The sequence below is a fragment of the Paenibacillus sp. Root52 genome, from assembly GCF_001426865.1.
In the GTDB taxonomy this organism is placed as follows: domain Bacteria; phylum Bacillota; class Bacilli; order Paenibacillales; family Paenibacillaceae; genus Paenibacillus.
This window is the reverse complement of the sequence record NZ_LMFO01000031.1, coordinates 75,233-100,212: the sequence shown is the minus strand read 5'-3', so window position 1 is coordinate 100,212 and position 24,980 is coordinate 75,233. Positions and strand designations below refer to the sequence as shown.

Annotated in this window: 20 protein-coding genes; 7 read left to right on the top strand and 13 right to left on the bottom strand. The window is 46.3% G+C overall.

From position 1 onward, the window contains the following. Positions 1–3: 3 nt before the first annotated feature. The 4 genes from ASD24_RS25410 to ASD24_RS25395 all read right to left on the bottom strand — a co-directional run bounded on the left by ASD24_RS25410 (position 4) and on the right by ASD24_RS25395 (position 4,001). Positions 4–825 carry an ABC transporter permease gene (locus tag ASD24_RS25410; protein ID WP_056701902.1) on the bottom strand — a complete coding sequence of 274 codons (822 nt, stop codon included), beginning with the start codon at positions 823–825 and terminating at the stop codon, positions 4–6. 315 nt (positions 826–1,140) lie between these two features. Beyond that, positions 1,141–2,079: a nucleoside hydrolase gene (locus tag ASD24_RS25405; RefSeq protein WP_056701899.1), complete on the bottom strand. Its 939-nt coding sequence runs from the start codon at positions 2,077–2,079 to the stop codon at positions 1,141–1,143. Between the two features lie 32 nt (positions 2,080–2,111). Beyond that, the gene (locus ASD24_RS25400; protein ID WP_056702212.1) at positions 2,112–3,182 is read right to left on the bottom strand and encodes an ABC transporter substrate-binding protein; all 1,071 of its coding nucleotides are present in this window, start codon (positions 3,180–3,182) and stop codon (positions 2,112–2,114) included. A 474-nt stretch (positions 3,183–3,656) separates the two neighbouring features. After that, complete coding sequence (locus tag ASD24_RS25395; RefSeq protein ID WP_056701897.1) at positions 3,657–4,001, bottom strand: Na-translocating system protein MpsC family protein; 345 nt, start codon at positions 3,999–4,001, stop codon at positions 3,657–3,659. A 412-nt stretch (positions 4,002–4,413) separates the two neighbouring features. Here ASD24_RS25395 and ASD24_RS25390 point away from each other — a divergent pair, with 412 nt between their 5' ends. The 3 genes from ASD24_RS25390 to ASD24_RS25380 all read left to right on the top strand — a co-directional run bounded on the left by ASD24_RS25390 (position 4,414) and on the right by ASD24_RS25380 (position 8,500). Next, positions 4,414–5,343 carry a zinc ribbon domain-containing protein gene (locus tag ASD24_RS25390; RefSeq protein WP_056701895.1) on the top strand — a complete coding sequence of 310 codons (930 nt, stop codon included), beginning with the start codon at positions 4,414–4,416 and terminating at the stop codon, positions 5,341–5,343. 400 nt (positions 5,344–5,743) lie between these two features. Then, positions 5,744–6,487: a DUF3105 domain-containing protein gene (locus ASD24_RS25385; RefSeq protein WP_056701893.1), complete on the top strand. Its 744-nt coding sequence runs from the start codon at positions 5,744–5,746 to the stop codon at positions 6,485–6,487. Between the two features lie 294 nt (positions 6,488–6,781). Continuing rightward, positions 6,782–8,500: a methyl-accepting chemotaxis protein gene (locus ASD24_RS25380; protein ID WP_056701891.1), complete on the top strand. Its 1,719-nt coding sequence runs from the start codon at positions 6,782–6,784 to the stop codon at positions 8,498–8,500. Between the two features lie 137 nt (positions 8,501–8,637). Here the strand turns inward: ASD24_RS25380 and ASD24_RS25375 are convergent, their stop codons facing one another. Together ASD24_RS25375 and ASD24_RS25370 are read right to left on the bottom strand one after the other, a co-directional pair. Next, positions 8,638–9,591, bottom strand: coding sequence for a nucleoside hydrolase (locus ASD24_RS25375; protein ID WP_056701889.1), 954 nt, complete (start codon positions 9,589–9,591; stop codon positions 8,638–8,640). Between the two features lie 291 nt (positions 9,592–9,882). Then, positions 9,883–12,105, bottom strand: a complete 2,223-nt coding sequence (locus ASD24_RS25370) for an MMPL family transporter (protein ID WP_056701887.1) — start codon at positions 12,103–12,105, stop codon at positions 9,883–9,885. A 350-nt stretch (positions 12,106–12,455) separates the two neighbouring features. Here ASD24_RS25370 and ASD24_RS25365 point away from each other — a divergent pair, with 350 nt between their 5' ends. Further along, entirely contained in the window at positions 12,456–13,079 is a 624-nt protein-coding gene (locus ASD24_RS25365) for a TetR/AcrR family transcriptional regulator (protein WP_056701885.1), read from the top strand. Here the strand turns inward: ASD24_RS25365 and pdxR are convergent. Beyond that, positions 13,076–14,554: a MocR-like pyridoxine biosynthesis transcription factor PdxR gene (pdxR, locus tag ASD24_RS25360; RefSeq protein ID WP_056701883.1), complete on the bottom strand. Its 1,479-nt coding sequence runs from the start codon at positions 14,552–14,554 to the stop codon at positions 13,076–13,078. The genes ASD24_RS25365 and pdxR overlap by 4 nt on opposite strands. Positions 14,555–14,664: 110 nt before the next feature. Here pdxR and ASD24_RS25355 point away from each other — a divergent pair, with 110 nt between their 5' ends. Continuing rightward, positions 14,665–15,249: a GNAT family N-acetyltransferase gene (locus tag ASD24_RS25355; RefSeq protein ID WP_056701881.1), complete on the top strand. Its 585-nt coding sequence runs from the start codon at positions 14,665–14,667 to the stop codon at positions 15,247–15,249. Between the two features lie 38 nt (positions 15,250–15,287). Here ASD24_RS25355 and ASD24_RS25350 read toward each other — a convergent pair whose 3' ends face one another. After that, the gene (locus ASD24_RS25350; RefSeq protein ID WP_056701879.1) at positions 15,288–16,184 is read right to left on the bottom strand and encodes a diacylglycerol/lipid kinase family protein; all 897 of its coding nucleotides are present in this window, start codon (positions 16,182–16,184) and stop codon (positions 15,288–15,290) included. 296 nt (positions 16,185–16,480) lie between these two features. Between ASD24_RS25350 and ASD24_RS25345 the strand changes: the two genes are divergently transcribed. Next, positions 16,481–17,092: a hypothetical protein gene (locus ASD24_RS25345; RefSeq protein ID WP_056701877.1), complete on the top strand. Its 612-nt coding sequence runs from the start codon at positions 16,481–16,483 to the stop codon at positions 17,090–17,092. A 176-nt stretch (positions 17,093–17,268) separates the two neighbouring features. Here ASD24_RS25345 and ASD24_RS25340 read toward each other — a convergent pair whose 3' ends face one another. The 4 genes from ASD24_RS25340 to uxaC all read right to left on the bottom strand — a co-directional run bounded on the left by ASD24_RS25340 (position 17,269) and on the right by uxaC (position 23,092). Beyond that, positions 17,269–19,146 (bottom strand): ABC transporter ATP-binding protein, encoded by a 1,878-nt coding sequence (locus ASD24_RS25340; protein WP_056701876.1) that lies wholly within the window; start codon positions 19,144–19,146, stop codon positions 17,269–17,271. Continuing rightward, positions 19,143–20,870, bottom strand: coding sequence for an ABC transporter ATP-binding protein (locus ASD24_RS25335; RefSeq protein WP_056701874.1), 1,728 nt, complete (start codon positions 20,868–20,870; stop codon positions 19,143–19,145). The genes ASD24_RS25340 and ASD24_RS25335 overlap by 4 nt, the downstream gene beginning before the upstream one ends. Then, positions 20,867–21,409, bottom strand: coding sequence for a MarR family winged helix-turn-helix transcriptional regulator (locus ASD24_RS25330; RefSeq protein ID WP_056701872.1), 543 nt, complete (start codon positions 21,407–21,409; stop codon positions 20,867–20,869). The genes ASD24_RS25335 and ASD24_RS25330 overlap by 4 nt, the downstream gene beginning before the upstream one ends. Before the next feature lie 240 nt (positions 21,410–21,649). Further along, complete coding sequence (gene uxaC / locus ASD24_RS25325; protein ID WP_056701870.1) at positions 21,650–23,092, bottom strand: glucuronate isomerase; 1,443 nt, start codon at positions 23,090–23,092, stop codon at positions 21,650–21,652. Between the two features lie 205 nt (positions 23,093–23,297). On the opposite strand from uxaC, the gene ASD24_RS25320 reads away from it, so the two are divergent. Beyond that, positions 23,298–24,044 (top strand): MBL fold metallo-hydrolase, encoded by a 747-nt coding sequence (locus tag ASD24_RS25320; RefSeq protein WP_056701868.1) that lies wholly within the window; start codon positions 23,298–23,300, stop codon positions 24,042–24,044. 137 nt (positions 24,045–24,181) lie between these two features. On the opposite strand, the gene ASD24_RS25315 is transcribed toward ASD24_RS25320, so the two are convergent. Beyond that, positions 24,182–24,784: a hypothetical protein gene (locus ASD24_RS25315; protein ID WP_056701866.1), complete on the bottom strand. Its 603-nt coding sequence runs from the start codon at positions 24,782–24,784 to the stop codon at positions 24,182–24,184. Positions 24,785–24,980: the final 196 nt, after the last annotated feature.

The following is a 24,980-nucleotide window of genomic DNA, read 5'->3' as shown; positions in this document are numbered from 1 at the left end:
TGTCTACCCCTTCGGATTTAAAGTTTTGGCCATTTTGTTCATGACACCGACCACGACAAATGTAATCACAATCATAATCGCGGCAACAACTGAGGCCAGATACCAGTCGTTAAGAGTCATGGCGTTCTGATACAGGAACGTGGCAATTACCCGCTGTTTGCCTCCAAGGAGGGCAGGCGTTGTATATGCTGTCAGACTGCCGACAAATACAAGCACGGCTCCGATGACAAGCCCTGGCACAGCCAGTGGGAAGACAACTCGGCGGAACGCAGTAAAGCGGGATGCACCTAAGCTTTGAGCTGCTTTGAGTAGGTCACCATCAATGTTCTCCAGCACGCCGACCAAGGAAATAATCATGAGCGGCAAGAACAGATGTGTCAGACCGATCATCATCGCTGCCGGCGTGTACAAAATATCCAGCGGCTTGTCCACGATCCCCAGGCCAACGAGTGCGTTGTTGATCAGCCCTTTACGTCCAAGGATAATCATCCAGCTGAACGAGCGCACAACTGGGCTCGTCAAGAGTGGGAAGATCGCTAGTGCCAGCAAAATGCCTTTGCGGCGCGGCGCTTTCCGTGAAATATAATAAGCTGTCGGGAATCCGAGCACCACGCAGACAATCGTGGTGACCACACTGACCTGCAGGGTGGTAAGCAATATTTTCAAAAAGTAAGGGTCTCTGAAAAAATGCATATATCCTTCAAACGTGAAGGAGTTTTCCTGAAAAAAGGTCGACCCGATCGTCAGGACAATCGGAATGATCATGAATGCCGCCAAAAATATGAATCCCGGCAGCAATAGCCAGTAGATTACTGATTTTTTCATCGTTCTACTCCTGACTTTTAAAATGGTTATATTCCCACGTTTCATTGGTGTACATTTCGTAAATAACGTTCTACGTTTGTCGCACCAGTCGTTCCGGATACGAATCGTTCTTCCGATCGCTGTTATCCCCAGATTTATTTTGATGTTTTGTTAAAGGGTATAATCCGGGGATAGCGTATGCTTCCGAAGCAGCTTTCTTACAGAAAGCTTTTAGGCGAGCGCTTCGCTTCTTCAGAATCGATTTCGTCTCCTCCACTACCAGCGACTACGTAAGGAAATATTTTCGAATGAACAGCAATGCCGTGAAGATCATACTTACGAATTTAATGCGTTGATAAACAGTTCAAGGAAGCTTTCCGCATCAACCGTTTCGCAGACGAGGGCGTTGGGTTGTTTTCCCAACCGGTTCTGGAAATCACACACCATCTGACCGTCGCACAGACGGCTCGCGGTTTCGACATCCACGTAATACGACTTGCGTCCAACCAGTTCCGGGGCAAGGGCTACGCCAACAGCCAGTGGATCATGCAGCGCACATGCTCGTACACCGTTCATTTCTTCGTATCGTTTAATATAAATCGCTGTGCTCTGTGCCACATAATCGCGTAGCTCTGGATCGGTTAACCGTGCAATCGCTTCTTCATTCAGCAACGTCTGGCGTGTAACATCCAGTCCTACCTGTGTTAGCTTCTTAATTCCTGCCTGCACGACGATACGTGCAGCCTCTGGATCGGCGTACGTATTGTACTCAGCTACTGGTGTCACATTTCCGTGACCTCGTACAACGCCACCCATGAAGATGACTTCCTTCAATAAAGAAGGCAGTTCCGGACATTTGATTAGCGCTAGCGCCAAATTCGTGAGTGGTGCCGTCATAATCAGGGTGAGTTCACCAGGGTATAATTTAGCCTGCTCCACGATAAAGTCTGGACCGAATCCTGGATCTGCCTGCTTGGACACTACCGGATCAGGCAGCGCACCGCCCAATCCATCCTGTCCATGCACGCGATGCTCATAATGAGACTTCCGAGTCAGCGGACCCGCTGCTCCAGCAATTACCGGAATGGCAGGCGCATCTGCCAGCTCCAGTATTTTGCACGTATTCTCCGTTGCCTGCGCTAGAGATACATTGCCACAGACGGTTGTAATGCCGAGAATATCTAGCTTCCGGCTTTTGACAGCCAGTAGAATCGCCAGCGCATCATCAATACCAGTATCTACATCCAAGATGATGGGATTAGACGTTTTACTCATCTATGCTCCACTCCTTGTCATTACGTTTGTTTTTATTGAGCAATCTCACGGTTCCAACGATCTGTCCAGCCTTTAGCTTGTTGGTTTACATACTCCATATCCAGCTTGTTCAGCTTCTCAACCACGTCTGCTCCGTATGTCACACCTTCAGCTTCTTCAGCATTCAGTTCTACTTTTGTGTTTACTGGAGAATCCACTTTAGCTTTAGCTGATTTCGCTTGAACATCCTGACTCAGTTGCCAGTTGATGAATTCTTCAGCAAGTTCTTTGTTTTTGCTGCCTTTAACTACGTTGATTGTATTCATAACGGCATAAGCACCCTCGCTAGGCGTTACAAACTTCGCATTAGGTACAGCTGCTTTCAAATCTTTGAAGTACATCTCCATAATCGGACCGCCTGCAATCTCTTCTTGGGAGAACATGTTCACATACTCCGAAGTTTGCGTATAGAATTTCACGACATTCCCACTAAGCTCTTTCAGCTTCGTAAATGCAGCATCTTCATTAAACGTATCATTACCTGCAACACGGGATGCTGCATCCAATACCATTGGGCCAGCGGTTGCTGTAATGTTCGGAATCGTTAGGTTATTTTCAAAAGCGGGATCCCACAGATCGCTCCAAGAAGTAACTTCTTTCGCAACCATGTCTGGGTTGTACGCAATCCCCAATTGTCCAACGGTGTAAGCAGGGCCGTATTCTTCACCAAGTGGAGCTTGGGCAATCTCATAGATATCATTGATGTTCGGGATTTTGGAGCGGTCAATTTTCTCAAACAGGCCTTCGTCAATGCCTTGCTGTGCATAGTAGTCAGACAGATAGATCACATCTACGCTCGATGTGCCCTGACGGATTTTGTTCAAGCGCTCAGCATTGTTGCCCACTTCCAGCACGATATCTACATTATGTTCTTTTTCAAATGGACCAAATACTTCTTGATTGAAGAAATCTTCCGAGAAACCCCATGTGGAGATAACCAGTTTCGTTGGAGCTGTTCCCCCATTGCTTGACCCGCCTGCTGCATCATCCGTGCTGCTGCCACAACCTGCAAGTAATACTGAAGTCATCGCTACTGTCGCCAAACCACTAATCCATTTTTTCATCATGATCCTAATCCCCCTGATATGTGTGTTTTTACAGCGCAATTTATGAAGTTGAACTAGCTTGATAACACAAGTAACGAAGAAATCAGAAAGAACCTGGAGAAACGAAGTGTTCGCCTAAAAGCTTTCTGTAAGAAAGCTGCTTCGGAAGCATAAGCTATCACAAGATTTCTCCCTTATATAAGGGAATAAAAGAAATCAGGGGATAACGACGATCGAAAGGTTTTCTGTTTTCGGAGCATTTGTGTTATGAATGGCTAATTCAACTTAAAAAACAAAAAGAAAAGCATTCTTGTGTGAACAAGAACACTTTTCTTCGTAAACAAAGGAAAGCGACACCCGTAGCCGGTACATCATCGGTTTCTGCTTCAGAATCAATCCAAAGACAGACGCCATCGTATGAAATTGTCAGAATCCATATGATTCTCAGGCGCAATGATCGTATGCATCAACAGGAATATCCCGGTAATCCATCTATGCTTGCTCCAAAATCACATTGGTAATGGCCCACTGCGTGGACGCATCATAATCCCTTAAAACAGCTTCAATTGGCAAACCCATGTGTTGCTCTAACTTCTCCCTGAATTTCTTCTTATATAAGACAGACATGCGGAAGTCCACTTCCAGCTTCAAGCCGGGGGCCTCCCCTTCCAGGGCGTCAGAGCGCGGCGAACGTCGGTGCTTCGCAAAGAAGGTAACAATATTCTGATCTACGGTCACTCTCAGGAGAGTTGTCCCGAAGCCGAACAGTTCCTTCGAAATTTCATTATAGTATTGGCACATCTTCTTCTTGCTCTCATTACTGTCCAGCAGTTCCATGAACTCACCTACATCATTTACTACCGTACATTAAACGTATTAACACGTCTGATTATACATAAATGTTCTGTATTGAGCAACCCAAAAGATGAACTTCACCTACAAATATCTCATAAAAGCGAACATTACATGGATTGAAACGTATTTATATCTGTACTTAACGCGGCTTAACAAAGGATTGAAGTGGTAAAAGTATACCCGCAGACTACGTTTTCTATCCATTACATTCGCTACAGAAAGAACCATCATACTTACGACGGACATAAACTGTGTAAGAGTTAAATATGATCATAAATACAAACTTCATTCTCATAAATTCCTTGTAGAATTCAATGGAAGTCATGGACAAACTTCTGCATTAACCCTTAAAATAAGACAAAATGTCTAAATAAATGAAATGGAGGCTTATATCATGAAATGCCCAGTATGTAATCATGAAAATGAAAATGCTAGCTTTTGCGAGAGGTGCGGATCGAACCTGACCGAGGTTGCTTCGACTTCTTCCCCTGCTAGCTCTGCTCCGAGTCAAGAATCGGCTGCTGCATCGGAGTCTGAATATACGCATTGGTCGAGTAAACAAGACTCTCCTAATCATGCACCTAAAGATTCGAACTCGAACCTGTCGGCACCCATTCCGATTCGACAACCGCAAGAACAGGCGCAGGCTACCGAAAATCAGGCGTCTGGTGATCCTCAGAACAATCAATGGAACAATATGATGCAAAATGAGAAAGTTCAGCAAGCCAAAGAAGTAAGTAAACAATATGCATCTTATTTCCTTAGCGTTCTTGTCCGTCCTTACCAAGCTATGAAAACCGTTGGTGAACAGCATTCATTAAATGGATGGTTAACCATGGCTTTAATTGCAGTTTTATCTTCTACATACTTCTTGATTTCTTTTAGCTCTATGGACATTCCTGGCATATTCGTAAGTGGATTCGTAAGACCACTATTGCTTACAGCCATCATGCTAATTATTGCGGTAGCTTTAATGTATATCATTTTGAAAGTAGAGAAACTTACGTTCCACCCCAAAATTCTAGTAGCCCAGTACGGAGCATTATTGGTTCCTGCGGTGGCTGCGCTCGTTCTGGCGAACGTATTTACGATTATCTCTCTCTCCTTCTCGATGTATTTTGTCGCGATTGCTTATATTATTGTGCTCGTAGGCATGAATGCAGTCGTGTTCCAATATCCATTGAACCGTTCCAAAGCCGTGATCGACAGCATTTATACGGTGCTCATCGCTAACATCGTGCTAGTCTATGTCGTATATCGTTTGCTCATTGAGACATTGCTTAGCATCTTGAGCTTGTTCTACTCTTCATTCTGGCGGTTGTAGTCGTCTACTAGAGGTAATCGATCATCAATACGATATTCCGAAAGGTTCTCTTGCTTAGGCAACGGGAGCCTTTTTGTTATAACTATAGAACAACTATAATGTGGAACAGAGCATATGTTAAACTTGAAACTTGAATTCAATTTGAAAAAATGTCGTGTATCTCGCACAAAGATTGCACGATCCACATGCTTACACTATAATGTGTAGTGTAAATTAGATATGGTTTTATTTACGTATTGGATATCTAAGGAGAATACCCATTTGTCTATCGTTTTCGCATCTAATCTGCGGTACATCCTAGTGTACTGATCGGAAATAGAGTGTGTAACGCCATTAACACTACATAATGTAGTGTAATGAATGATGATTTTATTTTAAACGAAGAAAGAAGAGGATAGTTATGGATCCACATATGGATCACATGCAGATGAATCACGAGGCGGGCACATCCTACCTGTGGCTCATCATCGGCGCAGTTATTCTGTTGTTATCTATCGTTGCCTACGTCTGGGCTTCACGCACGCAAGGCTCTATTGTCGCCCATATGAAAAAGGATGAGCGAGCCATCGTGAAAAAGAAAAGTCGAATTATCCGAACCACAGCACACGCTATGCTCGGAGTATCCATCGTTGTGATCGCTCTCTTCTTCATGCAGGGCGCATTCACCAAATACAATATTGCTGATCTGAACGCCAATGCCACCATTGATGTGACGGACGACCCGTATTATGGAGCTAGCCATACAGAAGACCCGATCAACTATGAGATGACCATTCCCACCTCAGGGCCTCATAATCCACATGATATCAAGTTTGGGTTCTATACCGACTTCCCTGGCTATCCCTATCTGGTACACAATCTGGAGCATGGGGATATCATTATTTATTATCGTGAAGATGCGACTGATCAGCTCAAAGATCACCTGAAATACCTAACTAAGTTCCGTGAAGCTGGCGCAGGGATCCTTGCCGTTCCTAACAAGGACATTCCCGAAGGTAGCGAGGTCGTTGTGACTGCCTGGACGAAGACGATGAAACTCGCCACGTTTGATGATGCGAAGGTAGGTGCTTTTATTCAAAAGTACATCAATCAAGGGCCAGAAAAGATCCCAGCTTCAATTCGCCAAGGCGGGGGAACGATGTAACATAATATAGCTTCAATCTAATCAGAGTAAACAAGCTCCTGGATGAACTGCATTCGGGGGCTAATTCTTTATCCCTGAAATGCCGATATTTGAAGGTGAACAGCTACTTCATGGCACCTACCTTTTTGACACGCATATGAAGCCAGCACGTTGAATACAGCAATACACATACATATTCGTTTTATCCATGTTCAACCCAGCACACTGCACGTCTGACCCATATCTAGAAAGTCGTATCAATATCGATCAATAGCTACAACCGTTTACTGCTAAAAAGGGGGAGTAATACAACTAATGAACAGTTTGTTTATGCGTATCTTTTTGTTTTTTTCATGCCTCATGCTAGCGGCTGGAGCCGTGCTTGGTGTGACGATGTACCGTTCATCTGCTGAACTTGTTGAACAATCCATGGGAATGCAGGCTCAGGCGGTTGCCGAACGAGCGGCACAATCCATAGACGTGACTCAATATGCACCACTCAGTACGGGACAGAATGAAACTGCCTATTACGGAACCTTGCGCGAACAGCTTAGCCAGCTGCGTGAAGCCAATGGATTGAAATATCTGTACACTCTTGGTAAACGAGAAGAGAACGGAACAGCCACATATTATTATGTAGTCGACGGTGCGGCTGCCGACGTGTCGGAGGATGATTTTTCGCCCTACGGATCAGCAGAGGATACTCATTATGAAGGTATGCTTCAGGCTTTTGCTAATAACGAGTCTGTACATGGAGAACTCACCCAAGACGAGTATGGGGCAACCATTACTGCCTATGTACCGATTCACGGTACCAACGGGGAAGTACTCGGCATTGTAAGTGCAGACCTAGACTCCACGGCTGTCTATGAGCTGATGGCACGTAATCGCATGACGATGATCTGGACGGCACTGGTCATTGTTTTGCTCAGCGTACTACTTGTATATGGATTCGCTCATTACCTGACACGCCCTCTCGTCAGACTTAAGAAGATCATCGCCCAAGTAGGAAAAGGCGATCTAACGGTCGATGTGGAGCTAGGACGTAAGGATGAGGTCGGTCAACTTGCTACCGAGTTCAAACATCTCGTCACCGATACCCGCAATGTGATGGCTGGTATTCGCAAAAGCTCCGATTCCTTGCTCAAAGCCGCCGAAGGTGTGTCTGTTCACTCTAGAGCAACGGTCGAAGCCAGCCAGCGGATCGCAAAGCACACAGACCATACGGCTCAGGGAGCCGCTGAACAGGTTGCCCGAGCAGGTGAAGTTACCACTGCCATGGAGGAAATCACACGTAGCATGCAGCATATCGCTCACTCCGCATCGCTCGTTGCGGGTGTATCTCAGGAAACAACCCATAATGCGGTACAAGGGCAAGCAAACATTAACACTGCGATTGATCGAATGGACAAAATTCATCAGGCCAATACGCAAATGTCCGTATCCACCTTACAGTTGGAGCAATACTCCAGCAAGATTGAATCTGTCGCTCATCTGATGAAGGGAATTGCGTCCCAGACCAGTTTGCTTGCACTCAATGCCAGCATTGAAGCTGCTCGTGCCGGGGAACATGGCAATGGATTCGCCGTGGTGGCTTCCGAAGTGCGTAAGCTCGCCACCGAATCCGAACAGTCTTCCCTGCATGTGTCAGAGCTAATTGCCGAAATCACGCGCCAAACTCAAGTCTTATCTGACCATATGAGCGCAAGTACAACCGAAGTCCAGTCAGGACTCGTCGTTGTACAGGAAGCGGGACGTTCGTTCACCTCCATTCACTCGGGAATCGATACGATCAACGAGCGTTTACATGAGGTGTCTGCCGCTTCAGAACAGCTCTCTGCCAGTGCAGAAGAAATCTCAGCCTCTGTCGAAAATATGGAGCACATCTCGCGTGAATCCTCATCCAGCATTCAAGAGGTGTCTGCCGCAACTGGCGGCCAATTGCAGTCGATGGGTGAGATCAGCGCGTCTGCCGAGAGTCTGCGTGTGTTGTCCAGTGAACTGAACGGACTGATTGCCCGCTTTAAAATATAGAGCGAGACAAACAACATTGCATGGGAGGCTGCGCCTCCATGCAAAATAAGCCGCTCAGCAGAGAAAGGAATTCCTTCCTCTCTGCTGAGCGGCTTATTAAATTTATTAGCTGGAGACTAGCCTATCGGCTGCCTGAATTAATAACGCTGCGGAGCAGCTTTTTTGCCGAGATCCGTCATATACGTAAAGAATGCTTCTGGATCCGTATCGTACACCAATTGTACCGGACGTCCATCTGCCTGTTCTACGGTACGACCTTGGCTTGGCCCATCCGGGATCACGATGCAATTCACCGTTTTCTTCTTCACGATATCCTCGCGACCTACGGAAGCTGTTGTCAGTACATCCCACAGATAATAAGTGGAGTTCGTTTCACTGTACACGAGTGGCGGACAACCTGCATAACAATTACCCAAGAAGTCCACACCCTCGAAGCGACGCTCTGCCGCCCAGCGGTTACGAACTGCTGGAGTGAGAGGCACTTTGTTCGTGCTTTCGAGTGCAACCAGATCAATCTGAATGCCGCTTTCCCATACACGATATGCCGCCTCTGGGTCCCAGAATACGTTCCATTCTGCTGTACCGTCATGTTCTGGTTCCTCGACGTTACCCTTTTCAAACGTACCGCCCATCCACACTAGTTTGTCGATTTTCTCTTCGATATCTGGTGCTTCATCCAGCGCACGTGCAAGATCAGTCAACGGTCCAGTGAACAGAAGCAATGTTTTGCCTTCTGTATTGCGAACCTTCTCAATCAAGTGCTTATGTGCAGGAAGAGTGGATAATGGAGCTTCCATTTTGCCAGACTCGTTCAATACTGGAAGTGCATCTACATAGAAGGAGTGCAATCTCCATGCTGCCGGAAATGGGTTTTTCCCTCTTGAATTCGACTTGGACACGTCTACGGAATATGTTCCGAAACGATCGATGATTTTGCGGCTGGCATCCGTTGCCGGCTCCAGATATCCATCTGCCGGAATAACAGATACCCCGGTTACATTTACATTGTCCATCTGCAGAAGCATGAACAGCGATACGAGGTCATCCACACCGCCGTCATGGTTAAAATACACATTAAGTTGATTCGTCATGCTAGCTTTCATCCTTCCCCTGGTTGTCTCATTGTTGTTCATTGCATTCGGCCCATTCTAGACCAACGTTCACTCTATTATGTCCCAAAACTTGTGTGTACGTAAACCTTCCTGACCAAAGAGAGCACTACTCGCCCTTAGATCTACCGCATATTTTACAGTTCCACCATTCCATCACAGATTCAGCGAAAGAGACTGGACAACGTACCTATATCATCATTCAAAAAAACATGGACAGCGGTTAGATCGTAACCGCCACCCATGCTATATAACCGAATCATAGGATAGAAATTAAACCTGCTTCTCTTCCTGTTTCTCCGGAATCGGAACATATTTACCTGGCCAGAATGCCCATTTACCTAGCAATGTCGTAATCGCCGGTACCATGAATGGACGCACCAGGAACGTATCCAGCATAACGCCTACAGCCGTAATAATCCCGAACTGCACTAACACCTGGATCGGCAATGTTGCTAATACCGCAAACGTTCCTGCCAAGATCAGACCCGCAGAGGTGATGACCGATCCGGTCTCGCCTACACCTTCCTTAATGGCTTGGCGAAGTGGCATTGTTTTGCGTTTCTGCCAGATGCTTGAGATCATGAAGATGTTGTAGTCTTCACCTAGTGCCACAAGGAACACGAAGGAATACAGCGGAATCGCTCCTTGAATCGCATCGGCTCCAAGTCCGTAATGGATAATGAGCCACCCCAGTCCCAGTGCTGAGAAAAAGGATAGAACGACAGTTGCAATCAGATATGCCGTTGCGACTACAGAACGCAGGTAGAGCAGCAATAACAATGTAATCATGCCGATGACCACTGGAATAATGATCTTAGCATCGCGCTCTCCAGTTACTTCAATGTCATATTGCTCAGCCGTCTGGCCATCAATCCATACGTGAGTATCGGCATTCGATATTCCCGCATCCGTCAATGCCTGCTCAGCAGTGGCACGCAAATCTGGAATGTGCTGCATTGCTTCCATTGAGTACGGATTCAGATTGAACTCTACATCATAGCCTGTAATGTTCGCATTCTCCGCACCCTGCTGTGCATCGCCAACTTTGCTTACATAATCGAGTGCTTCAAGTTTGGATTGGAGATCCGTCTCCTGACCCTCAGCATCAATGATAACTTTCACTGGAGCCAATTCCCCTTGGGAGAACTGTTCTCCAATAACGGTAAAGCCTTCACGAGAAGGGACATCTTCCGGGAAGGAAGATAACAGGTCATATGTGAATTTAATCTGTGTTGAGAACACCGCTAGTCCACCTAGGAGTACCAGAGTTACTGCCAGCACTGTCCATGGCTTCGTAACAACCGTGCGCCCGATCCAGCTTTCTTTCACTTTGCGTGGAGCTGGAGCTGGTTTGCCTTTTTTCTTAGCACGTTCTACTTCCATCTCATGTGTACGCGGTACGAACGGGTAGAACGACCCACGACCGAAGATAGCGAGTAAGGCTGGAACCAGCGTTAGACTTGCAATGAACATGATGAAGATGGACAAACTGAATGGTACGGCAAAACGGTGATATGCCCCATATTCAGCAAGTAACAATACAAGCAAGGCCGCAACGACAGTGAAACCACTCATGGCAATGGCACCGGATGAACCGGTGATCGCCTGGAAGAGAGCTTTCTTTTTGTCCGGCTCATGGTAGAGAATTTGGCGGAATCTAGAGATCATGAACAGGCAGTAATCCGTTCCCGCTCCGAATAGGAGTACCGTCATAATTGAAATAGACTGAGCATCAACGGTGATCCATCCCTGATCTGCCATGAATCCCAGAATCGGACTGGTCACCATATATGCGAACCCTACTGCGATAATTGGAATAATCGCAAGTACCGGGGAACGATATATCAGTAACAACAACACAAGCACGAGTATGACTGTTGCAATGAGCAGCGATACGTCAGCAGAAGAGAATAATCCGCTGGCATCAATCGATATACCGACTGGCCCTGTAACACGTGCGCTGAGTGAACTTGTATCATCAACGGCTACTTCAAACGGGTTCACTCCGAAGATCTCTGTCGTTTTCTCCTTCAGTGCATCGATGCCTTTCTCCAGCTGCTCCGCATCGGCTCCTTCGTTGAAGAAGAGCGGCATAACAAGCGTGCTACCATCTTCGGATAGTTGCCCTTGAATGGCCTGTGGTGGCAATTGATACAGCGGTACTACCGCTTGCTGCTCTTCCACAGGGTCTTGATCCAGTCGCTCCGTCAGCGCTTGAATCTGCTTAATATGTTCATCTGTGAGTCCACCAGCCTGATGCCATACAATCAATGCTGGCAAGCCTTCCCCACCAGGGAATTCTCTCTGAGCTACTACAGCAGCTTGAACAGATGGTTTGGAATCGCTCAGATCCTGAGCATTATTCGTTTCCCGATCATTCACAGCCGGCCAAACTAGACCGAGTACTACCGCTATGATGATCCATACCAGAAGTGTTACCCACTTACTTCGTTTGCCAGCAACCCAGCGGCCGTATCCCGAACCTTCTTGCATTGTCTTCTCATCTCCCTATCCTGATATATATATAGATTGATCTAAACTATTTACACTAGCCACTTCGACGACAGAATAATGTTCCGATCGCTGTTATCCCCAGATTTTTTTGATTCCCTTCTCAAAAGGGAAAAATCCCGTGATAAAGGCGAACGCTTCGCTTCTTCAATTATTTCTGTCCTCTCCGTTCTGGTGTAAATATTAGCTCAATCTATATAGAACTTATTATAGAAATGAACCGTGGGTCATTGTATAATCGAATTAATTATATATACCGGAAGGTTAATTATGCAATACTAAATTTATGAACAATTTTGAACAGTAACAATTTACGTAAAGAGGTATACAAAATGAACCCTAAACAACGTACTTCCCGTTCACCAGGCAGACCCAAAGCTGGCTCTGATCAAGCATCAACTCAGTCGAAAATTCTTATGACCGCATCCAAGCTATTTATGGAACATGGATATGAACCTGTATCTCTGCAACAGATCGCGTCCCAATGTCAGGTAACCAAAGCATCTATCTATTACCACTTCTCCAGTAAACCTGAGCTGTTCACGACGGCTATCACACGTATGATGGCTATGGCGATGCAGCAGACCGCACGTCGGCTAGATGAGCCCGGATCACTGCGGCAACGGCTTGAGAATGTAGCCGAGGTGAAGATGGAGCAATCTCATATTGATACAGAAACGATGATGCGCGAAGCCGAAACCTATCTGAACGAAGAGCAGCTCACCCAGATCCGTGCAGCGGAGATACAGATCTATGAGGTGCTGGCTGTACATTTTCAGCTAGAAATGGATCATGGATACCTCCGCCCTGCGAACCCCATGCTGCTCGCTCATGCATTTACGTCCCTTCTTATGCTTGCGAACCGGGAAGATGTGCGCAACATGCATGCAAGCATTGCGGAACTTGCACAACAACTTGTTGGCTTATTTCTGGATGGCGCTGTTCAAGAGAACTAAGATGAAGGAGAACAGCTCCATGCCTCCGCAAGTGCTTCGATCCCATAATCAATATGGGCTGCTTCTATACCCGCGAAACCAATGATAAATTCCTTTTTGCCATCCTTCGGACTGTCGGCATCTCCCCATAGATACGCTGTAGAACTCACTTGTACACCCTTTTCAGCCGCTGCACGTACCAACGCAGTGGCTGTCTGAGATGACGTTATACGCAATACCAGATGAAAGCCTGCATTCTGTCCGCTAATCTCAGCATGCTCGCCAAAATGTCTGCGGATGGAATGAACGAGAAGATCATGTTTCCGTTTGTAGAGGTTTCGCATTTTGCGGATATGCTTGCCAAGCTCCCCTTCACGCATGAATACTTCTAACGTTCGCTGGATGAACCGGGAAGCCGACTGTTCAAACAGGACGTCTCGGTACATCTCTCGGAAGCCATGCATTAATTCCATTGGAAGGACCATGTAGTGTACACACAAGGTCGGGGCAAGCACCTGGGAGAAACCGCCCATATAGATGACACGACTATCCTCGCGCAGTCCTTGCATCGATGGAATTGGACGTCCATGATATCGAAACTCGCCGTCATAATCATCCTCAATGATGTAGGCTTGTTCCCGCTCCGCCCAATCTAGCAACGCTAATCTTCGTGCAATAGGCATCGTCATGCCCATCGGGAATTGATGGGAGGGCGACACACCTACTAGCTTCACTTCCGCACGTTCCAATGCTGTGATATCCAGACCTTCGTCATCAAGTGCAATTGGCACAACCTGATAACCATAATGGCGGAATGTACCCGGCAACAAGCGATAACCAGGACGTTCAACTCCAATCGAATGTACACCCCCTAGCTTAAGTAGCGTCTGTACAAGCAACGTCATTAACAAATGCTGCTCCGCACCCACCACGACCTGTTCTGGCGAACATCTCACACCCCTGAACTGTCCAAGATAAGTGGCAATCTCACATCGTAACCCCCATTCTCCTTGGGGGTCACCATAAAACAACAACTCATCCGCCTCTTCGCGCCAGATTCGATTCGTATATTGCTGCCACTTGGCATACGGAAACAGACTAAAGTCATTGCGTGACATATGAAAGTCATACTCCATATTCTTGACTGGACGAATTGCAGCCTGATCCAAGTCTGGATACTGGCGTTGATCCGGCATGATCCCATGATGCAACTTATTATCCATCGGAAGCTGAATCGCCCCGTAACCATCCATCAAAGTACGTACACGAAAGCCTCTACGTGGCTGGCTGTACACATATCCTTCTGCAATCAATTGCTGATATGCCCATTCGACTGGAGTCGAACTGATCCCCAGCATTTCGGCCAGTTTACGAATGGAAGGCAGCTTGGTATTCTCGGCCAATTCACCACGCATAATCTCCCGTTTGATATGATCCGAGAGTTGCACGTAGACGGGTCTGCTCGTGTTCTCCTCCAATACCGGCATCTGCTTCATGATTCCATCCCCCTCATCTGTCCTGCTTGAATTTTAATAACTGCACATTTTGCAGTATACAGTACTGGGATATACTCAGGGGAGTCAGTTCACAAATAGGAGGAATAACCATGTCTCAAGCTACCCTATCATCAACACATATCCCACGTCTTCTAGAGGGTGAGCGTGTCTATCTACGTCCATTCGAGCAGAGCGATGTAGATACCTATTTTCCAGGGTTATTCAACAGCGAGACTCGCCGGCTTACGGGTACACAAAATAGTTTTACACGTGCACAAGTCGAACGTTATGTAGAGAATGCAGCCCAGGATGATTCCAGGCTCATGTTGTTGATCGCTTTACAAGAAACGGATCAAGTCATCGGTGACATCGTCCTGATGGACATGCATAGCAAAAATCGTAGCGCACATCTTCGCATTGCCATCGACAACGCGGAGCATCAAGGTAAAGGTTATGGTAGCGAAGCCATGCTGCTTCTGCTTGATTATGGTTATGGCATATGTAATCTGCATCGGATTGAGCTTGAGGTGTACGCCTTCAACGAACGTGCCATCCGGACGTATGAAAAGCTCGGGTTCCAGCGTGAAGGAATCAGCCGAGACGTGCTGTTCTATAACCATCAGTATCATGATGCAATACGCATGAGCATGCTGGAAGATGAATACCGAGAGAGATACTGCGTAGATCAAACTTAGATTAGCCCCCATGATGTGCAAAAAAAGAAACCGGGATATTAATACTCATCTCCGGTCAGAAAAGTCAGATGCCCCGCCGACACCGACAGTTCGGCGGGTGTCTTCATATATAATTCGCCATCGGTATCTGCCAGCATAGGCGTTGCAGTCTCCAGCTTCAAGCTGGCTGCTTTGAAATAACTGATGCTCTCATGCTGCGGCTGCCATTCTCCTTCTGGCTTATGGGTTAAAATCTCTCGTAGCAAAGGGATACCTGTATCATGGATAATGAGCACATCCAGTTTACGGTCTTGGAGAGAGTTGGCTGCAAAGGGCAACGCGTTGGTGCCCAGAAAACGCCCGTTCGCAATATAGATCATAACCGCTTCACCCTGCATTTTCTCCCCGTCCGCCTCCAATTGATAGTGGAATGGCTCTGCATGACTTATCGTTTGTAAGGTGCTGATGAAGTAACTAATCTTGCCGAGTGCACCTTTTAATTGATCATTTATATTTTGTGATGTATCACTGATTAATCCGATTCCATAAAAGTTCGTAAATACTCGGTCATTGGCTCGTCCAAGATCAATAGACACCTGCTGCCCGTTCAACATTTCCTGCGCAGCTGTTTCCACATCTGGAGAAATGCCTAGCGAACGCGCAAAATCATTACAGGTACCTCCTGGCAATATGCCAACAAGTGGAGGCTGTTTCAGGTCCGCCAATCCATTCACACATTCGTGAACCGTACCATCTCCGCCAAGAATAAACACAACGTCGAATTGCTCCCCACGCTCCCGGCATAGACGCTCACCCTCCCCAGGCTCGTCCGTTCGAACAATAACAAGTTCGCGAACTGCTGGCGCTAGTATGCCTGATACAATGCCTACTGGATCAACCCGATTAGCTTTTCCCGCGTGCTGATGATGAATTAACAAGGCTTTGTTAAACTCCATCGCTGTTTCCCCCATTCTAGGATATGTATCGACCTATTAACCCTTTACCCGTTGAGGTAAAAAATGTAACTTCAGCTATACACTGATTATCGTGTGCGTGCAAAATGGAGAACTCTTATATGCAATGGATAAGCACTTCTTTTTTTGCTATGCTCATGTATGAGAACAACACTTGTTCCGCAACTTATTGGAAATAAGCTCTATAATTGTAGTCCTATAATTTACAGTGATAGAAGTACCATTCAAACTCGTTCAAAACGGTTATATGTATACCATAAACGAATGGAGGGATTGCTATGATTCCAGCAACATTGGAACAATTGGAGCAAGTTCGCAAAGAATGCCGCACCATGGTTCGAAAAAGAGCCACTGCTTCCTTCGGCACCACACTCGTTCCGTTGCCTGGTACAGATGTGCTCGCCGATGTAGGAATGCTCATGCAGCTCTTGCCTGCCATTAACAATAAATTCGGATTATCACAAAAACAGCTCGAAGGCATGGATCCAGAGACCAAGTCCATGATCTACGGATTCGTGATGTCCATCGGCTCCAAAGTGATTGGACGAATGGTTACCAAAGAACTGGTAGTCCAAATCCTGAAGCGCATTGGCATACGTGTAGCTACCAAATCGGTCGCCAAATTTGTGCCGCTCGCCGGTCAAGGACTAGCTGCAACGCTTAGCTATACAGGAATGCGCTATGTTGGGAACAAACACGTCGATGACTGCTATGAGGTCGTTAAACGTATGATTGAACAACGCGAAGCCATTCCGGGAGAAATGCCTCCTTCTGCGCTGAGTACATCGGATAAGGATGAAGTCACGCTTCAATTGCATGACTCTCCAGAAGACACGGAAGAGAACAATGCTAAGAATAGCGCAGTTACGGGTAAAGCCAAGCAAGACTAGTATATCAATAGTCTAACCAACGAATTCATGCATGTATGTTGTATGTTTCAGGTTGAATGGAGCTTTAATGGAAACATTATAAGCTGAAGCTAAACAAGACTGAGCTCCCACTAGGGTTGCTCAGTCTTGTTTAGTTAGTATGTTTCTTTTGATATCAACGATCTAACTTAGCTATCTTAAATTGCCTGCGGCTGTTGCTCTGTGAACTGGCTATTATACAGATCCGCATAGAAGCCCTGTCGATCCATTAACTCCTCATGGTTACCCTGCTCGATGACGTTACCGTGATCCATCACGAGTATGAGATCAGCACCACGAATGGTGGACAATCGATGGGCAATAACGAAGCTGGTGCGATCCTGCATCAGATCATTCATCGCTTTCTGGATGAACACTTCTGTCCGTGTATCGACACTACTTGTTGCCTCATCCAGAATGAGAATAGCTGGGTTAGCCAGAATCGCTCTCGCAATTGTGAGCAATTGCTTCTGTCCTTGAGAGATGTTCGACGCTTCCTCGTTCAGCACCGTATCGTACCCGTCTGGCAGGGTGCGGATGAAATGATCAGCATGCGCGGCTCTTGCAGCCTCATATACTTCTTCTTTCGTTGCCCCTTCACGTCCATAAGCAATGTTGTCACGGATGGTTCCGTTGAACAACCATGTGTCTTGAAGCACCATTCCAAACATGCTGCGCAGCTTGCTGCGCTCCATATCTTGAATGTTCACACCATCAATCTTAATCTGCCCGTCCTGTATTTCATAGAAACGCATGAGCAGGTTGATCAATGTCGTTTTACCAGCACCCGTTGGCCCAACAATAGCGACCGTCTGACCTGGCTTCACATCAATGTTCATATTACGGATGAGTAGCTCATCGTCTTTGTACCCAAAATTCACACCTTGGAAAGCTACAGCACCTTGCGGTTGCTGTAATGCCACAGGTTTATTTGACTCAGGCACCTCTTCTTCTTCATCCAACAATTCGAATACCCGCTCTGCCGAAGCAATGGTGGATTGAATAATGTTCGAGATGTTCGCAATCTGGTTAATCGGTTGTGTGAATTGACGTGAATATTGAGTAAAGGCAAGAATATCCCCGATGGTAATTGCGCCTCGTGTAACAAAGATCCCGCCGACCACACAGATCAGAACATAACCTAAGTTACCGACAAACGACATCAGCGGCATAATAATCCCTGAGATAAACTGGGCTTTCCAGCCTGATTCATACAGCTCTTCATTGACCTTTTCGAACTGTTCGACGGATTGATTTTCACGACCAAATGCTTTGACGACCTTATGTCCTGTATACATTTCCTCTACATGCCCATTCAGCTCACCGAGTGATTTCTGCTGTCCAGCAAAATGCTTTTGTGAACGGGAAGCTACAGCAACCACCACAACTACACTCAGCGGCAGAGTTAAAAGTGTAATTAATGTCATCCATGGACTAATGGTGAGCATCATAATGATGACCCCAACAATCGTAACGACCGAGGTAATAAACTGCGCCAAGCTCTGTTGCAACGTATTACTTATGTTATCTACATCGTTCGTTGCCCGGCTTAATGTCTCCCCGTGAGTACGGGAATCAAAATATTTGAGAGGCAAGCGTCCGACCTTCGCACTGATCTGCTCACGCATGTCGTACACAACACGTTGTGCCACGCCAGCCATTAAGTACTGTTGGACATACATAAATGCAGCACTGAACAGATATAACCCAACAAGCAGATACAACACTTTGATTAATGCAGGAAAATCAACACCTGCGCCTTGTACGCCCTGATAAATGGCAATAGCGCCTTTACTTAATATATTCGTACCTTCTGCCATTATTTTTGGACTGATAATACTGAAGACGGTACTTAAAATGGCTGCGATAAGAACCCCTAGGAGCCGGAAACGGTGTGGATGCAGATAGCGAACCAACCGACGAAGTGTACCTTTGAAATCCTTCGCTTTCTCCACTGGGGGACGCATCCCCATGCCGCCACCAGGAGGACCGGGCACACCGGATTTGGGTGCCTTGCGTTCTGTACGTTCACTCATGCGATCTCCTCCTCTGTAAGCTGAGACGATACAATTTCACGATACACTTCGTTGTTCGCGAGCAGCTCTTGATGTGTTCCTGAACCAACAATTCTACCTTCATCCATGACAAGAATCCGATCAGCATCCATAACAGTGCTCACCCGTTGAGCAACGATCAGCACTGCCGCTTCCGTCGTCTCTGATTTCAGTGCGGCTCTAAGCTTAGCATCTGTCTTGAAATCGAGGGCAGAGAAGCTATCGTCGAAGATATATACTTCAGGGCGACGCACTAGTGCGCGTGCAATGGACAAACGTTGCTTTTGTCCACCCGAAACATTATTACCACCTTGTGCAATCAGGCTGTCATAGCCATCTTTCATCTCGGAAATGAAGTTCTCTGCCTGCGCCGTTTGAGCCGCATGCACAACTTCCTCCATTGTGGCATCGTCCTTACCATGGCGGATATTCTCTGCGATGGTTCCGGTAAACAGCACTGCCTTTTGCGGTACAAATCCAATAATCGCTCTTAAATTCTCCTGTTTCAGTTGACGGACATCCGTCCCATTCACTCGCACAGTACCTTCGGTAACATCATAGAATCGAGGAATAAGGCTCAATAATGTTGATTTACCTGAACCCGTACCTCCGATAATTGCCGTGGTCTCCCCAGGACGAGCCGTAAAAGAAATATTGGATAACGCAGCATTCTCCGCACCCGGATAACGGAATGTAACATTATCGAATTCAATCGTTCCTTGAAGTGCATTCATCTTACGCGGCTGCGTTGGATCACTAAGATCTGGCTGCATGTCGAGCACTTCATTAATCCGCTCTGCTGAAGCCGATGCTCTTGGAATCATGACAAAGATCATGGAGACCATAATGAGGGAGAACATAATCTGCATCGCATACTGGATAAATGCAATCAGTGAACCAATATTCATATTCCCGCTATCAATTCGCATACCACCAAAGTATAGAATGGCGATCATCGAGAAATTCATAACAAGCATCATGATAGGCATAAGTGTTGCCATAAGCACATTGACCTTAATGGAGACATCTCTTAGATCGGTATTGGCTCCATTAAAGCGAGCACGCTCATGTGCTCCACGATTGAAAGATCGAACAACCCGAATACCCGTTAATTGCTCACGTAACACCAGATTGAGTCGATCAAGCTTCTTCTGAATTTTTTTGAATAGTGGCAGCCCCTTCGAACCAATCAGTGCGATTGCACCACCCAACACAGGAAGCACAACGAGGAAAATGGTAGATAATTTAGCATCCTGGGATATCGCCATGACAATACCACCGATACACATCAATGGAGCCATAATCATCATACGCAGCATCATCGTTAACACATTCTGAACCTGTGTAATATCATTCGTAGTTCTGGTGATGAGCGAAGCCGTACCCATCTTATCGAACTCCTGCAGGGAGAAGTTCTCTACATGGCGGAACACTCTGCTACGAAGCTGTTTGGCAAACCCACCTGCCGTGCGTGAAGATAGGTAACTGGCAATAATGGAACAGGCGGTTCCGGCAATGGCGATGAGTAGCATAAAGCCACCGATTTTCCAGATATAAGGAATGTCTCCTCTAATGATCCCTTTATTCACGATGTCTCCCATCAGGGTAGGCAGGTATAGTTCAGCCAGAGACTGCAACAGTACCAGACCTAGAATGAAATAGACGGAGATTTGGTATGGCTTCAGCATACGAAACAATTTCATCATGGCGTATCGTCTCCTTGTTCATTTGCTTCTGATTCTTGGGGAACCTTGCTATCAAAGAAGGTGTACACCTTCGTAAGCAACGCAGCTAACTGAAGGCTCTCTTCCTCGCCTAGATGCTCGACAAGCTTGTTGAAAATTTCCATGCGCTCTTCGTGAGCAGCCCGAATGATTGCCCGGCCTGCCTCAGTAATCGTAATGCGTACTGCACGTCGATCCTCTGGATCCATCGTTCGTTCAACTAATCCTTCATCCTCAAGTCCCCGTATGACGGGTGTAATGGTTGGTGACTTCACACGTAGCAAAGCACTGATCTCCGAAACCTTCAGTCCCGGATGATTGGATTCGAAGGAGTGATTAAAATCAGGCGGATTGTCCTGCCAATTCAGGCGTTCTCCCGGATGCATACCGTGAAGTAAACAACCCAGCACCATAATTTCATTGTGATTGCGCCCATGCGGTTTATGCTGTCTCCATTTGCCCTTATTAAACTGCATGATGGAATATAAAAGCTTCTGAGCGACCGGATCTATGCCAGCCATATTGTCTTCCTCCTTATCAGGCGATCACGCCTGTTGAATTCAATTACCGTAGTATACCTATTATATAGGATTACAATTAAATAGATGACCAATTAATTAGGTAACCTAATTATATTTCCGGTATATATGAAAGTCAACTCTGTTCTATTTTGTTCCAAAACACCAAAAAACCACGGCATAAGATCGCCGTGGTTGGGAAATGTAATTTTGATTTGTGTACGTTAATCGTATGTGTTCTAATTAGCTCTGGGATGCCGAAGCCGTCTGCAGCGCAGGGGAGAACGGGAAGTACTCCTTGGCATTGTTGTAGGCAATCCCTTGTACGATCTCACCTAATAGTTCCATATCTTGTGGAGCCTCACCCTGCTCAGCCCACTCACCGACTAGATTACATACTAAGCGGCGGAAATATTCATGCCGAGTGTAGGATAAGAAGCTGCGTGAATCGGTCAGCATGCCGACAAAACGACTGATTAAGCCCACGTTCGCAAGTGCTCTCATCTGAGCTAACATGCCGTCCTTGGTATCATTGAACCACCAAGCTGCGCCAAGCTGGATTTTACCTGGAATGCCTCCACCTTGGAAGCTGCCCATAATTGCAGCGAGCACTTCATTATCACGTGGATTCAGAGAATACAGTATCGTTTTGGGCAGTGCCTGCTCTTGCTCAAGCGCATCCAGTAGACCGATCACCGCCGAAGAAAGTGGTGTATCGTTCACGGAATCATATCCGGTATCTGGCCCCAGCTTCGCAAACATCCGACTGTTATTGTTACGAGCGGCATTGATATGGAACTGCATTACCCAGCCCCGATCGGCATACAGCTTCCCTAGGAAGGTTAGCGTGACCGTCTTGTACTTATTCTCTTCTTCACGAGTGACTTTCTGACCCGCAAGGGCTTTGGCAAATATAGCGCCTGCTTCTTCACGTGTTGCTTCACCGAATGGAACATAATCGAGCGCATGGTCAGACACACGGCCGCCAACAGAATGGAAGAATTCCACCCGGGATTCTAGTGCGGCAAGGAAGGAATCATAGTCTTCAATTGTGGTGTCTGAAGCCTGAGATAGCTTGCCCACCCATTCGGTAAAGGTATCGCGATTTAACTCTAGCCCTTTGTCAGGACGGAAGGAAGGTAACACAGCCGTTTCGAACCCTTCGATCTCCTTAATCTTGAGATGGTATTCCAAGGAGTCACATGGATCATCCGTTGTGCACACCACTGTCACATTGGACTTCGTGATTAAGTCTCGTGCACCGAACCCTTCACTGTTTAGCTTCGCATTTACTTTCTCCCAGACGGATGGAGCGCTCTTCTCGTTCAACACCTCATAGACGCCGAAATAGCGCTGCAGCTCCAGATGAGACCAGGCGTACAGCGGGTTACCAATCATCATCGGTACAGTTTTGGCATAGGCCAGAAAACGATCGTAATCCGTAACACCTTCTCCGCCGGTAATGTATTGCTCTTCAATTCCGTTTGCGCGCATTAGACGCCATTTGTAATGATCTCCATATAACCAGGCTTCTGTGATGTTGCCAAAGGTCTTATTCTCATAAATCTCCTGAGGACTGAGGTGGCAGTGATAGTCAATAATCGGCATATCTTTGACGTAGTCCTCATATAACCTTACCGCCGTTTCGTTGTGCAGCAGAAATTGTTCATCAAGAAAAGATTTCATGTATCATGCACGCTCCCTTTAGGTGAGTTTACGTTCATATGGGTTCACTTCCCACCTTGTACGCTACACTGTTTGACACCAAAGTTCAATATAAAATGATAGCGTTATCAAAAAAGGTTGATTTAGGCATATCCAGTTGAACAAGGTATACTAATTTAAATCACAATTATGCTGATCTGAAGATCGCATGTAAGGAGATGAAGACATGAAAATTACATTTCTCGGTACAGGAGACATGTTCAGTGTAGACCAACACCATAACAGTGTATTGGCTGAATTCGGTGACACCCATCTGGTGATCGATTTTCCAGAATCGAACGCGAAGGCATTGAAGCAATATGGCTTCCCGATGACAGATATACATAACGTCTTCATTACGCATTTGCACGAAGACCATATTAACGGGGTACAGATGCTTGGATACTATGCTCAGATTGTGGGTGACCGGAAGCCACGTCTGTTTATCCATGAAGAGCTGGTCGATCCGCTGTGGAGCATTCTCTCTCCGGGTATGCGTTATACGACAGATGGGGAACGTACGATGAGTGATTATTACGATGTGGTTCCACTGCCCGATGGAGGAACGTTCGAGCTGGGCGGTGTTACGTTTGAAACTTTCCGTACGAAGCATGTACCGGGGATGGTCAGCAATGGGCTGATGGCTAAATCTTACTTCTATTACAGTGCAGATAGCACACTTGATCAGAAACGTGTAGAAGAGGTTGCCGAGGATGTGCAGCTTATATTCCATGAATGCCATATGCATGACCTCGTTATCAAGTCGCATACCTCATTGAAGAATCTGGAGCAATTGCCCGCTCACGTTAGAGCAAAGACTGTACTCATGCATTATCACGATGAATATGCAAATGCCGACAAACGAGCTGAATTCAATCAACAGCATGACCTACGAATGGCGGGTACACTGGAATCTTTCGAGCTTGATACGTAGATAAGTATAGACGATTGCATTGTTCCTCAAGCTTACCTTTCCTATCATCAACACGCCAGCCTGCTTATTAAAATACATGCTACATCGACACTTGTCCTGCTTCCAATGTTGTACTGGAGCGAGACAAGTGTCTCTTCTTATTCATTAGAGAGTGACTCCATGTATGCCTGAGCCTCGGTAGATGGTTCTGCTTGGATATAAAAATAATCTTCCGTTCGTTCGTCATCTGAGCCATACGAAATTTTAATGTACATATCCTGATAGTCAGTAAGGGCGCTCCGATTGATATCTGTCCTGAGCTTCAAAACATAACTCCGACCTAAGCTTAATCCGAGCGGTTCCTTATTCGGTTCTAAGTTGGTCTCATAATCATTCGATGTATTGGTGTTCAGCAGATCCGGTGCGTCGATCACCTTCATCATAGCGGATGCAAGCGTAAAGGATTGAATGACGTTGGCAAGTGGGATCTGCGCATCATTCACAAGAACATCATAGGTGATCCGATCTCCATCTGCCTCATGACTCACATTAACGGTCGCTGTCAGCGTGTATTTCTCAGGCATAGTCTGCTGAAAGGAATCTCGATTGTTCTTGATGCGCTCTTCGAGATCTCTCCTTTCACTATTTAGTGTATAAGAATCGGTGCGTTTCACCTGACCCATCGCCGAATCAGAGGTACATGCAGTTAAGCACAGTACGAGCAAGATCATGCATAATGCTGTCCATATTTGTCTACTCAATACCATTCCTCCCCGCGTCTTCATTGGTGTTCATTTATATTTAATCCGTTTATAGAATTTGGTTTATACTACCAATTAAGGATATCATAATTAGATGAGGACGGGTTACTTTTTATGCGTATGACTATGCGTATGACCCCTAACTACATCTGATCCTTTCCTGATCACCCATCACCTACTTCTCTTCTCTTCTCTT

Bases quoted from the DNA above. Each gene is read 5' to 3' on its own strand.
- ASD24_RS25395 (WP_056701897.1), bottom strand. From the start codon at position 4,001: ATGGAACTGCTGGACAGTAATGAGAGCAAGAAGAAGATGTGCCAATAC.
- ASD24_RS25320 (WP_056701868.1), top strand. From the start codon at position 23,298: ATGAAAATTACATTTCTCGGTACAGGAGACATGTTCAGTGTAGACCAA.
- ASD24_RS25375 (WP_056701889.1), bottom strand. From the start codon at position 9,591: ATGACGAATCAACTTAATGTGTATTTTAACCATGACGGCGGTGTGGAT.
- ASD24_RS25390 (WP_056701895.1), top strand. From the start codon at position 4,414: ATGAAATGCCCAGTATGTAATCATGAAAATGAAAATGCTAGCTTTTGC.
- ASD24_RS25405 (WP_056701899.1), bottom strand. From the start codon at position 2,079: ATGAGTAAAACGTCTAATCCCATCATCTTGGATGTAGATACTGGTATT.
- ASD24_RS25350 (WP_056701879.1), bottom strand. From the start codon at position 16,184: ATGGAGTTTAACAAAGCCTTGTTAATTCATCATCAGCACGCGGGAAAA.
- ASD24_RS25385 (WP_056701893.1), top strand. From the start codon at position 5,744: ATGGATCCACATATGGATCACATGCAGATGAATCACGAGGCGGGCACA.
- ASD24_RS25410 (WP_056701902.1), bottom strand. From the start codon at position 825: ATGAAAAAATCAGTAATCTACTGGCTATTGCTGCCGGGATTCATATTT.
- ASD24_RS25370 (WP_056701887.1), bottom strand. From the start codon at position 12,105: ATGCAAGAAGGTTCGGGATACGGCCGCTGGGTTGCTGGCAAACGAAGT.
- ASD24_RS25380 (WP_056701891.1), top strand. From the start codon at position 6,782: ATGAACAGTTTGTTTATGCGTATCTTTTTGTTTTTTTCATGCCTCATG.
- uxaC (WP_056701870.1), bottom strand. From the start codon at position 23,092: ATGAAATCTTTTCTTGATGAACAATTTCTGCTGCACAACGAAACGGCG.
- ASD24_RS25330 (WP_056701872.1), bottom strand. From the start codon at position 21,409: ATGGCTGGCATAGATCCGGTCGCTCAGAAGCTTTTATATTCCATCATG.
- ASD24_RS25355 (WP_056701881.1), top strand. From the start codon at position 14,665: ATGTCTCAAGCTACCCTATCATCAACACATATCCCACGTCTTCTAGAG.
- ASD24_RS25365 (WP_056701885.1), top strand. From the start codon at position 12,456: ATGAACCCTAAACAACGTACTTCCCGTTCACCAGGCAGACCCAAAGCT.
- ASD24_RS25345 (WP_056701877.1), top strand. From the start codon at position 16,481: ATGATTCCAGCAACATTGGAACAATTGGAGCAAGTTCGCAAAGAATGC.
- ASD24_RS25400 (WP_056702212.1), bottom strand. From the start codon at position 3,182: ATGAAAAAATGGATTAGTGGTTTGGCGACAGTAGCGATGACTTCAGTA.
- pdxR (WP_056701883.1), bottom strand. From the start codon at position 14,554: ATGAAGCAGATGCCGGTATTGGAGGAGAACACGAGCAGACCCGTCTAC.
- ASD24_RS25340 (WP_056701876.1), bottom strand. From the start codon at position 19,146: ATGAGTGAACGTACAGAACGCAAGGCACCCAAATCCGGTGTGCCCGGT.
- ASD24_RS25335 (WP_056701874.1), bottom strand. From the start codon at position 20,870: ATGATGAAATTGTTTCGTATGCTGAAGCCATACCAAATCTCCGTCTAT.